At 62.3% G+C, this 9,936-nt stretch carries 12 protein-coding genes; all 12 read left to right on the forward strand.

Annotated elements, in window-relative coordinates; all coding sequences use genetic code 11:
- Nucleotides 1-19: 19 nt before the first annotated feature.
- The 12 genes from IEC33019_RS02295 to IEC33019_RS02350 all read left to right on the forward strand — a co-directional run bounded on the left by IEC33019_RS02295 (nt 20) and on the right by IEC33019_RS02350 (nt 9,929).
- Nucleotides 20-610, forward strand: a complete 591-nt coding sequence (locus IEC33019_RS02295) for a phage tail terminator protein (protein WP_099592919.1) — start codon at nt 20-22, stop codon at nt 608-610.
- Nucleotides 607-789 (forward strand): DUF2635 domain-containing protein, encoded by a 183-nt coding sequence (locus IEC33019_RS02300; RefSeq protein ID WP_099592921.1) that lies wholly within the window; start codon nt 607-609, stop codon nt 787-789. The genes IEC33019_RS02295 and IEC33019_RS02300 overlap by 4 nt, the downstream gene beginning before the upstream one ends.
- Entirely contained in the window at nt 789-2,285 is a 1,497-nt protein-coding gene (locus tag IEC33019_RS02305; protein WP_099592923.1) for a phage tail sheath subtilisin-like domain-containing protein, read from the forward strand. Before IEC33019_RS02300 ends, IEC33019_RS02305 begins: the two co-directional genes overlap by 1 nt.
- A 60-nt stretch (nt 2,286-2,345) precedes the next feature.
- Entirely contained in the window at nt 2,346-2,693 is a 348-nt protein-coding gene (locus IEC33019_RS02310; RefSeq protein WP_099592925.1) for a phage tail tube protein, read from the forward strand.
- Nucleotides 2,690-2,986 carry a phage tail assembly protein gene (locus IEC33019_RS02315; protein ID WP_099592927.1) on the forward strand — a complete coding sequence of 99 codons (297 nt, stop codon included), beginning with the start codon at nt 2,690-2,692 and terminating at the stop codon, nt 2,984-2,986. Before IEC33019_RS02310 ends, IEC33019_RS02315 begins: the two co-directional genes overlap by 4 nt.
- Before the next feature lie 130 nt (nt 2,987-3,116).
- A complete protein-coding gene (locus IEC33019_RS02320; protein WP_099592929.1) occupies nt 3,117-5,003 on the forward strand; it encodes a phage tail tape measure protein in 1,887 nt (628 codons plus the stop codon).
- Nucleotides 5,000-6,298 carry a DNA circularization protein gene (locus IEC33019_RS02325; protein WP_099592931.1) on the forward strand — a complete coding sequence of 433 codons (1,299 nt, stop codon included), beginning with the start codon at nt 5,000-5,002 and terminating at the stop codon, nt 6,296-6,298. Before IEC33019_RS02320 ends, IEC33019_RS02325 begins: the two co-directional genes overlap by 4 nt.
- A gap of 3 nt (nt 6,299-6,301) precedes the next feature.
- On the forward strand, nt 6,302-7,411 hold the full coding sequence (locus IEC33019_RS02330) for a phage baseplate assembly protein (protein ID WP_099592933.1): 1,110 nt from the start codon (nt 6,302-6,304) through the stop codon (nt 7,409-7,411).
- Nucleotides 7,408-7,920, forward strand: a complete 513-nt coding sequence (locus IEC33019_RS02335; protein WP_099592935.1) for a phage baseplate assembly protein V — start codon at nt 7,408-7,410, stop codon at nt 7,918-7,920. The genes IEC33019_RS02330 and IEC33019_RS02335 overlap by 4 nt, the downstream gene beginning before the upstream one ends.
- Nucleotides 7,917-8,312 (forward strand): phage GP46 family protein, encoded by a 396-nt coding sequence (locus IEC33019_RS02340; RefSeq protein ID WP_099592937.1) that lies wholly within the window; start codon nt 7,917-7,919, stop codon nt 8,310-8,312. Before IEC33019_RS02335 ends, IEC33019_RS02340 begins: the two co-directional genes overlap by 4 nt.
- The gene (locus tag IEC33019_RS02345) at nt 8,302-9,342 is read left to right on the forward strand and encodes a baseplate J/gp47 family protein (RefSeq protein WP_099592939.1); all 1,041 of its coding nucleotides are present in this window, start codon (nt 8,302-8,304) and stop codon (nt 9,340-9,342) included. The genes IEC33019_RS02340 and IEC33019_RS02345 overlap by 11 nt, the downstream gene beginning before the upstream one ends.
- A complete protein-coding gene (locus tag IEC33019_RS02350) occupies nt 9,330-9,929 on the forward strand; it encodes a YmfQ family protein (RefSeq protein ID WP_099592941.1) in 600 nt (199 codons plus the stop codon). Before IEC33019_RS02345 ends, IEC33019_RS02350 begins: the two co-directional genes overlap by 13 nt.
- Nucleotides 9,930-9,936 lie beyond the last annotated feature (7 nt).

Raw genomic sequence — 9,936 nt, forward strand, 5'->3', positions numbered from 1 at the left:
CAGGCCCGGACCCTCAGCAATGAAAATTTCTCCCATCATCGCGCACCTGCGCGAGTACTGCCCGAGCCTGGCTGATCGGGTATCGGGCGGCATTGACCTGGAGGCAGTGAGCCAGTCGGTGCTGCTGAAGAGCCCATCGGCCTACGTCATTGCGGCAGACGACAAGGCGGGTGACAACCGAGCGCAAAACGCGGTGTTGCAGGACATCGAGGATCGCTTCGAAGTCGTCTTGGCCATGGACACCAAGGACGAGCGGGGCCAGCAGGCCTCGGACCTGCTGCATGACTTCCGCAAAGAGCTGTGGCGGGCGCTGGTTGGCTGGAAGCCGGATGCTGAGTACGACCCGGTCGTCTATGACGGTGGCGGCCTGGTGCTAATCAACCGGGCACGGGTGGTCTATCGCTTCAGCTTCTCGGCAGGGTTCCAGCTTGGCCGCAACCGGCCGACGGACCCTGCTGAAACTTGGCACGAGCATGAGCTCGACGGCTTGCCGCCGTTTACCGGGGCGACCATCAACATGGATTGCATCGACCCGGCTGACCCCAACCTGCAGAGCCCCGGCCCAGACGGGCGCATCGAAGTGACATTTTCTGGAGACCCCGAACCATGACACAGCGCATCACCGTGGTGCCGGCCGCTGGCCGCGCCGTGCCCGACCCCCAGGCGGGCGACCTGCTTCCGGCCGCTGGCCGCGAAGTCACCGACAGCGTCTGGTGGCGCCGTCGTCTGGCGGACGGTGACATCACCGTCAAAGAGCCCAAGGGCACCAAGAAAGAGGTAGCCAAGTAATGGCCATCGGATTCAGCAACATCCCGGGCGACATCCGTGTGCCCCTGTTTTACGCGGAAATGGACAACTCTGCGGCCAACACTGCCCAATCGGTTCTGCGCCGACTCATCGTTGCTCAGGTCAACGATGACGCCACCGCCGAGGAAATCGGCAAGCTGGTCCTGGTTCCGAGCGTGGCCTTGGCCAAGTCCATCGGCGGCCAGGGCTCGATGCTGGCAGGCATGTACGAAATCTGGCGCAAAGCCGATCCGGTTGGCGAGGTGTGGTGCCTGCCGCTGAAGGCCACCACAGGCGTGGCGGCTGCCGGCAAGGTGACCATCGCTGGAACCTCGACGGAGTCCGGCCTGCTGAGTCTTTATGTAGGTGGCGCCCGCGTCCAGGCTACCATCGTGAGCGGCGCCACGGCGGCCCAGGCTGCCGCCGCCCTGGCGGTGCAAGTCAACGCCGCTGTCGATCTGCCGGTTAAGGCTGAGGCCACCGATGGCGATATCATGCTGACCTGCAAGTGGAAGGGCGAGAGCGGCAATGACATCGCGCTGCAGATGAACCGCCTGGGCAAGACCAATGGCGAGGCGACGCCGGCGGGATTGACGGCGACCATCACAGCCATGGCTACCGGTGCTGGAACCCCAGACCAGGTGGATGCGCTGGCCGCTCTGGGCGATGAGCCCTTCGAGTTCATCTGCATGCCTTGGACCGACACCACCAGTCTGGACGCGTGGAAGCTGGCGATGGATGACAATGCCGGCCGCTGGTCCTGGGCCAAGCAGTTGTTCGGCCATGTCTACAGCGCTAAACGCGGCACTGTCGGCACCTTGGTGGCCGCCGGCCAGGCGCGTAACGATCAGCACGTCACGGTCCAGGGCTTGGAGCAAGGCGTGCCACAGCCGGTTTGGTTGGTGGCTGCATCCCTGGCGGCGCGCACGGCCTCGTTCATCTCGGCCGATGCGAGCCGTCCAACGCAGAGCGGGGCGATGCCGGGCATCGACGCAGCACCATCCAGCGATCGGTTCACGCTGACCGAACGCCAGTCCCTGCTGAGTTACGGCATCGCCACGGCCTACTTCGAAGGCGGCTCGATGCGCATCCAGCGCTCGATCACCACCTACCAGAAGAACGCCTATGGTCAGCCGGACAATTCGTATCTTGACAGCGAGACGATGCACCAGTCGGCGTACATCATCCGTAGCCTGAAGAATGTCATCACCAGCAAGTACGGACGCCACAAGCTGGCCGCCGATGGCACCCGTTTCGGCGCTGGCCAGCCCATCGTCACGCCCAGCACTATTCGCGGCGAGCTGATCGCGCTGTACGGCAAGCTGGAGAGCGATGGCCACGTCGAGAACGCCGACCTGTTCGCCAAGTACCTGGTCGTTGAGCGAGACAGCAATGACCCGAGCCGGGTCAACGTGCTGTTCCCGCCTGACTACATCAACGGCCTGCGCATCTTCGCGCTGCTCAACCAGTTCCGTTTGCAATACGACGCCGCGGCCTAACCCGGCCTGCATCACCACAAGCCCGCCGAAGCGGGCTTTTTCATTTCTGGAGACAAGACCATGGGTCAAAGAGTCGCGGGCACGTGCTACATCAAGGTTGACGGTGCTCAGTTGACCATCACCGGGGGCCTTGAGGCCCCGCTGATGAACGTCAAACGAGAGACGGTGACGCCCGGCTTTTACAAGGAAGAGCAACTGGCGGCATACCTCAAAGTGACGGCGGTGCATACCCCGGATTTCCCGCTGGACAAACTGGTGAGTGGCACTGACATGACCATCACGGGCGAGTTCAACAACGGCAAGGTGTACGTGCTGTCGGGCGCCTATCTGGTTGACGAGCCGGTATCCAGCGGCGATGACGGCACCATCGAGCTGCAGTTCGATGGCAGCAAGGGGGTATGGCAATGAGTGTTACCTACGAGTTGAGCGCTCCAATCGAGGCGCATGATGAAACCCGAAATGAGCTGACCCTGCGCCGACCAACAATTCAGGAAACACGCGCGATCAAGTCGCTGCCATACCGTATCGACAAGAACGAAGAAGCGGTGATCGATACGGAAGTGGTGGCGAAATACATCGCCGTATGCGCGGGCATCCCGCCGTCTTCGGTTAACCAGCTGGATTTGCACGATTTGAACCAGATCGGCTGGATAATCATGAGTTTTTTCATGAAGCCGGCATCTCCGAAGTCGAAAGCCTGATCGCACTTGCCTACGACCTTGCCTGGTTCTGGAAGGTCGATCCTGACCAGATCCTGGCCAAACCGTTGGATCTCTTTGTCGAATCGCTGATGCACGCCCAGCGCATCAGCAAACTTCAGCAGGCACCGTAATGGCGGACAAATTTCAGTTGAAGGCGCTCATCACGGGCGTCGATCGGCTTTCTCCAGTCCTGGGCGGCATTCGTAAAAACATCTCGTCTTTCCAGAAAAATCTGGAGAAGACCGGCTTGGGCAGTATTGGCTTCAAGGATTTGATTGCCGGCGGTGCATTTGCGGCGCCGTTCGTAGCCGGCATCGGCAAGGCCATCGAGTTCGAGTCGCAGATGGCGGACGTCAAGAAGGTGGTCGACTTCGAATCGCCAGAGCAATTCAAGCAGATGGGGGAGGATATCGGTCGAATGTCCGAAATCCTGCCCATGGCCGCTGGCGACATCGCCAAGATCGTTGCGGCGGGTGGTCAGTCTGGAATTGCCAAGAATGAGCTGCTTGGGTTTGCTGAGGCCGCAGTAAAGATGGGTGTGGCCTTTGACCAAACTGCCGATCAAAGCGGTGAAATGATGGCCAAGTGGCGCGCAGCGTTCAAAATGACGCAGCCCGAAGTAGGGGCGCTGGCTGACCAGATCAACTACCTCGGAAACACTGGTGCCAAGGCGAGCACAGTGGCGAATATTGTTACATCCGTGGGGTCACTGGGTTCTGTGGCAGGCTTGGCTGCCGGTCAGGTAGCAGCCATGGCCGCAACGCTGGACAAGGTCGGCGTCGCGCAGGACGTGGCAGGTACTGGCCTGCAGAACTTTATGCTGACGTTGACTGCGGGCGCGGCAGCTACCAAGCAACAGCAGCAGACATTCAAGGCGCTGAGGCTTGACTCTGCAGCATTAGCGAAGGGCATGCAGAAGGATGCACAGGGGACGATTCTCACTGTCCTCAAAGCGATCAGTAAGGTAGATCCGAGCAAACAAGCCGCGGTAATGACTCAGCTGTTCGGTCGTGAATCCATCAAGCCAATCTCGCAGCTGCTCACCAGCCTCGACATCTTGCAGGAGAATTTCAGGGCTGTTGGCGACTCGCAGATCTACGGCGGGTCGATGCAGAAGGAATACGCCTCACGAGCAGCCACAACCGCCAACAACATGCAGTTGCTGCGCAACACGATCGAAGGCGTTGCGCGAGCCTTGGGCGACGCTCTGCTCCCAGGTTTGAACATGGCCATCGATTCCATTCAGCCCTTGATCAGCTACGTCGGGGCGATGATCCAGGCCAATCCTAACCTGGTGCGCGGCCTGGTCGGTGCTGCCGTTGCATTCACCGGCATCCGTGCGGCCATTGTTGCTGCGACGGTGGCCACCCGCTTGATGAGCGTTGCCCTTGCCGCCAACCCGATTGGCCTCATCGCTGTGGCGATTGCGGGCGCGGCAGGACTGATCATCGCCAACTGGGAAACCGTGGGCCCGTTCTTCTCGGCTATGTGGGAGCTGATCAAGGCCTACGCAGAGCCAGCCTGGGAAATCTTCAAGACCATCGCTGCATTCACGCCGCTGGGCATGATCATCAAGAACTGGGAACCCATCGTCGGCTTCTTCAAGGGTCTTTGGGAAAAGGTTCGTCCTTACCTGGAATTCCTGGGCCTGGGAGAAGGTGGTGATGGGCTCACGGCGACTATCCAACGGGCGGCAGATGCACAGAATCAGCGCAACAACGCCGGTATGGGCGCCGGCGACGGTGCCATGTTGGCCGCCAGTGCCGGCTCCCGGCAGCAGGCAATGTCGGCCTCGCTGGGCATTCCCGCCACGGGTGAGCTGCTGAAGGTGCCGGCACCGGGCAGCCTCGTTACGGCGGGCGCTGCCAACAGCAAGGCCCGCGTTGATGGCGAGCTGAACATCAACATCAACGGCGCGCCACCCGGCACGCGGGTGGAGCAGGCGACAACCAGCCAGCCCGGCCTTCAGGTCAAATCGAGAGTGGGCTATCGAACCATGGGGGCAGCGCCGGCATGAGCACAACGACATGGCGGGAAAGCCTGCTGCCGGCCTCGTTCCGAGGCATCTCGTTTGTCATCGAGCAAACGTCGGTGCCGACAGGGCAGCGTGGCCAGCTGCACGAATTCGTCCAGCGTGACGAGCCGTTTTTCGAGCAGTTGGGCAAGCGGGCCCAGGTCCACAAGCTGACTGCCTTTATCGTCGGCCCTGACTGCTTCGAGCGGCGGGACAAGCTGCTGGAGGCACTGGAAACGCCAGGTGCTGGTGAGCTGGTGCACCCCTGGCTGGGGCGCATGCTGGTCAAGGCCGGTGCCTGCGAGGTCAGCCACGACCGCCGCGAGGGCGGCATGGTGCGTTTTGACCTGGAGATGTACCCGGATCAGCCGCGTAAATTTCCGAGCGCCAAGGTCAACACCAAGCAGAAGGCACTTAAGGCTTCCGGTGGATTGCTTGACTCGGCGCTTGGCCGGTACTCGGCCGCCATGGACAAGGTCAACGCCGCCCGGGTCAACTTGATGAGCCTGCGAAACAGCGTGACCAAGGCCTTCTCAGCGGTGCAGCAACACTTCGCGCCGCTGACAACGGCTATCAGTGATGTGAGCCGGTTTACGCAGGCAATCGTCAACGCTCCGGACAGCTTGCGCTCGATGTTCAGCAGCTACTTCGGCAATTTCACCAGCTTCGGTGGTGGGCTATTCAGTCTGTTTTCCTCCGATAGCGGTTCTTCAGGGGGCAGCTCCAGACGATCCAGCTACCGGGGATCGCTTAGCCTGGTCAGTCAGCACGTGGAGTCGGCGAAAGCGATCAACACCGTTGCGCCTGCCGGCGGTGCGGATACCACGGCTGCGGCCAAGGCCGCCACCAACCTTGTGCAGGACGCCTTGCTGGTCCAGGTAACTACCCTGGTTGCTGACTTGCCGATCGCGCCGAAGGCTGAGCCGGTGGCTTCAGTACCTTCGCTGGATCAGCAGGCTGTCCAGCCGACGGAACGGCCAGATGTACCGGTGGCAGATGATGTGATCCAGCTGCGCGACGAGCTGTCCGACGCGATCTGGGAGGCTTCGCTCAAGGCCGAACACTCGCATTACCAGGCGCTGACAGAGGTCAGGCACGCCGTGGTAGCGCATCTGACCGCCGTGGCCGAATCCGGCGTGCGGCTGGTGGATATCACCCCCGAGCAAACCCTGCCCGCCCTGGTGCTGGCCTACCGACGCTTTGGTGATGCGACCCGACAGGGTGAGGTGGTGCAGCGCAACCGCATCCGGCACCCCGGGTTCGTCCCGCCGCTGCCGCTGAAACTGGCCAAGGAGTAAGCCATGGACGAGCAAAACGCCGTCACCCTATCGGTGGACGGCCTGGAGTACGGCGGCTGGAAGGAAGTCGAGATTTCGGCGGGGCTTGAGCGGCAGGCGCGTGACTTCCGCTTGGGTATCACTTGGCGCTGGCCTGGCCAGGAAATGGTGCGGCCGATCCGCCAGGGCGCCCAGTGCGAGGTGCGTATTGGCAATGACCTGGTGCTGACAGGCTGGGTGTTCGCGACGCCGATCAACCATGACGCCAACCAGATCAGTCTGTCCGTCTCTGGACGGTCACTGGCCGCTGACTTGGTGGACTGCGCGGCGGTCAACAAACCTGGGCAATGGAAGAACCAGGGCGTGCTGACCATCGTTCGCGACCTGGCGGCGCCCTATGGCCTGCAGGTGAGCAGCGAAATCCCGGCGACCTCAAAACTGTCAGACCACACCATCGAGCCAGGCGAGACGGCATTCGAATCCATCGATCGCCTGCTCACCTTGTTCCGGGTGTTTTCCACGGATGACGCTCGGGGCCAGGTGGTCCTGGCCAGCGTCGGCAGCCAGGGCCGGGCCTTCGACGCAATCGAGGTCGGCAAGAACGTGCTGACCGGCAGTGCCGGCCTGGACTTCTCCGGGGTGTTTTCGGAGTACCAGGTTCTGGGGCAGCGCAGCGGCAACGACAAGGCCTTCGGGGAGAAGGCGGCGGAGGTCTCTGCGATCGTCACGGACACCCGAACCACTCGCCGCCGCACGCACATCATCCACCAAACCGGGCAGATGACCGACGAGCTTGCCCAGAGCCGAGCCAACTGGGAGCGCGGCAACCGCATGGGCAAGGCCCTCCAGACGACTTACACAGTGCAAGGCTGGCGGCAATCGAGTGGCGCGCTGTGGCGCCATAACACGGTGGTTCGGGTAGTCGACCCACTGATCGGCTTCGACCGCGACATGGTCATCGCCGAGGTGACGTACTCCCTCAGCGACTCGGGAATGATCACCACCCTGGTGGTCGGCCCACCAGAAGGCTACGAGCCTGAGCCCGCTGACCCGCTCAAGGGCCGCAAGCTCAAGAAGGGCAAGAAAGGCGACAACTTCGAATACCTGCTACCGGAAGACTGGGAGAAGAAATGACGACCCTGACGCGCATGATGGCTCGCGGGACGGTGGCCCTGGCCACGGCCGGTAGGATGCTGCAAACGCTGCAAATGCGCCTCACCGCCGGAGAGATCAAGGACGACTTGGAGCACTTCGAACCCTACGGCTACACCAGTTGCCCAAAGCCCGGGGCAGAAGGCCTGGCGCTGTTCCTGGGCGGTGACCGCTCCCACGGCGTAGTGGTGTGCGTGGCGGATCGCCGCTTCCGCCTGAAGGAACTGAAGCCGGGCGAGGTGGCCCTGTATACCGATGAGGGCGACACCTTCGTGTTCAAGCGGGGGCGCATCGTCGAACTCGACACCATGACGCTGAAAGTTAAGGCGGGGGACTCGGTCCAGTTCGAGACGCCCCTGATCAAGACCACGGGCCGCATCGAGTCCGACGGTGATCAGGTGGCCGGGGGGATCAGTCAGATCAACCACGTCCACGACGGCATTACCCGCGGCGATGCTCAATCCAACAAGCCTGTGGCGAGCGCCCCATGAACCTCAACGACGCTGAAAAGAACCTGGTCAGGACCGTGGTGATCAGTCTGTTCACCTGGCGGCGGGCCGGGCCAGATGACCCCGTCGATGACGAAGAGCGGTACGGCTGGTGGGGGGACAGCTTCCCGCGGGAGGCAGATGATCGCATCGGCTCTCGCTTGTGGCTGCTGCGCCGGGTCAAGTTGACCGAGCGCACCCAGCGTGACGCGGAGTATTACGCGTCTGAGGCTCTGCAATGGTTGATTGACGACGACCAAGTGCTGGCCGTGGACATCACCAGCGAGCGCGCAGATAGCAGCCGCCTGAATCTTCGGGTGGTGCTGACCCTGCCTGACGGCTCACCTCTTGTAATTGAACCCGACCAACTGTGGCAGGTGAACTATGCCGTTTGAAATCCCCACACTGCCGGTGCTGCTGAGTCGGGCCCAGGCTGACCTCGGCATCAATGCACTGAGGCACTCCGACGCCCAGGTGCTGGCGCGAGCGCAGGCCGGCACCGCCTTCGGCCTCTACGGTTATCTGGACTGGATTGTTGAGCAGATCTTGCCGGATACCGCCGACGAGGAGACGCTCGAGCGCATAGCGTCGTTGCGCCTGCGACAGCCGCGTAAAGCTGCGCAGCCCGCAAGCGGTCCGGTAAGTTTCCAGGCGGCTGAGGGTGCTGTTCTGGATGAGGACACCGTGCTCCAGGCCGCCGATGGACGATCGTACAGGGTTACCGCCGCAAAGACGGCCGAGGCCGGTACCAACTCCACCACGGTAGAGGCGGTCGACGCAGGAACATTGGGCAACGCGGAAGTCGGCCTGGAGCTGACCCTGGTTCAGCCGGTGGAGGGCATCGCCGGTACCTTTATCGTCGAAGCTCCAGGCCTGGTTGGTGGTACCGCCCAGGAGAGCGTCGAGTCGCTGCGTGCGCGCGTGATTCGTTCCTACCGGGTGATCCCTCACGGTGGTTCCGCTGACGATTACGTGACTTGGGCGCTGGAGTGTGCCGGCGTTACCCGCGCGTGGTGTCGGCGCAACTACTTGGGGCCTGGCACTGTGGGCGTGTTCTTCATGCGCGACGAGGACGAAGACCCGGTACCGACCCCGGATCAGCTTGAAGAAGTCAAAGCTTACATCGAGCCTCTGCGACCCGTGACGGCAGAGCTCTATGTGCTGGCGCCGGTCCCCGTGCCAACGGTCTACCAGATCCGTCTGGATCCAGACACATCGGCAGTACGGGCTGCTGTGGAGGCGCAACTGGCAGATCTGCATGATCGGGAGGCCGGCCTCGGTGAAGGGTTGCTGATCAGCCACATTCGAGAGGCTATCAGCGGCTCCAGGGGGGAATGGGATCATGAGCTGGTATGGCCTACCGCTGACCTCCCGGCCGGGGCGAATGAGTTGCTGACCTTTGGAGGGTGCGTATGGCTGGCTTAAGGAGCGCCGCTCAGTACAGGGACCAGTTGCGCATGTTGCTGCCTTTGGGGCCCGCCTGGGATCCGGAGCTGGTGCCCGAGGTGGATCTGGTCCTGAGCGGTGTGGCCCAGGAGTTCGCCCGCCTGGAAGCACGCGCTGTCGCTGCACTTAACGAAATGGACCCTGGCGGGGTGAGTGAGCTGGTACCGGAGTGGGAGGCGGTAATGGGCCTGCCGGATGAGTGCCTGGGTGCGAACCCATCGTTCGAGGATCGCCGCCTGGCGGTGCAGCAGCGCCTGATTGCTGTCGGCGGCCAGTCCATCGCCTATTTCATCGGCCTTGCCGCTGGGCAGGGCTATCCAGATGCCACAGTGACCGAACATCGCGCCCCCAGGTTTGGACGCTCCCGCTTTGGATCAGCTCATTTCGGCACCTGGTCAGCTCAGTTCATGTGGACCCTCAACACGGGCGGGCGGCACAAGTCCGGACGGCGCTTCGGGGTCAGCTATTGGGGCGAGCGTTTCGGGGCCAACCCTGGCAGCGCTATTGAGTGCGTAATTCATCGCGCAGCCCCGGCACACACCGTTGTGCACATTAATTACGAGTGAGGAGAAC

This window comes from Pseudomonas putida (assembly GCF_002741075.1).
Taxonomy (GTDB): domain Bacteria; phylum Pseudomonadota; class Gammaproteobacteria; order Pseudomonadales; family Pseudomonadaceae; genus Aquipseudomonas; species Aquipseudomonas putida_T.

Coding starts and splice junctions, on each gene's coding strand:
- IEC33019_RS02295 (WP_099592919.1), top strand. CDS start 20: ATGAAAATTTCTCCCATCATCGCGCACCTGCGCGAGTACTGCCCGAGC.
- IEC33019_RS02300 (WP_099592921.1), top strand. CDS start 607: ATGACACAGCGCATCACCGTGGTGCCGGCCGCTGGCCGCGCCGTGCCC.
- IEC33019_RS02305 (WP_099592923.1), top strand. CDS start 789: ATGGCCATCGGATTCAGCAACATCCCGGGCGACATCCGTGTGCCCCTG.
- IEC33019_RS02310 (WP_099592925.1), top strand. CDS start 2,346: ATGGGTCAAAGAGTCGCGGGCACGTGCTACATCAAGGTTGACGGTGCT.
- IEC33019_RS02315 (WP_099592927.1), top strand. CDS start 2,690: ATGAGTGTTACCTACGAGTTGAGCGCTCCAATCGAGGCGCATGATGAA.
- IEC33019_RS02320 (WP_099592929.1), top strand. CDS start 3,117: ATGGCGGACAAATTTCAGTTGAAGGCGCTCATCACGGGCGTCGATCGG.
- IEC33019_RS02325 (WP_099592931.1), top strand. CDS start 5,000: ATGAGCACAACGACATGGCGGGAAAGCCTGCTGCCGGCCTCGTTCCGA.
- IEC33019_RS02330 (WP_099592933.1), top strand. CDS start 6,302: ATGGACGAGCAAAACGCCGTCACCCTATCGGTGGACGGCCTGGAGTAC.
- IEC33019_RS02335 (WP_099592935.1), top strand. CDS start 7,408: ATGACGACCCTGACGCGCATGATGGCTCGCGGGACGGTGGCCCTGGCC.
- IEC33019_RS02340 (WP_099592937.1), top strand. CDS start 7,917: ATGAACCTCAACGACGCTGAAAAGAACCTGGTCAGGACCGTGGTGATC.
- IEC33019_RS02345 (WP_099592939.1), top strand. CDS start 8,302: ATGCCGTTTGAAATCCCCACACTGCCGGTGCTGCTGAGTCGGGCCCAG.
- IEC33019_RS02350 (WP_099592941.1), top strand. CDS start 9,330: ATGGCTGGCTTAAGGAGCGCCGCTCAGTACAGGGACCAGTTGCGCATG.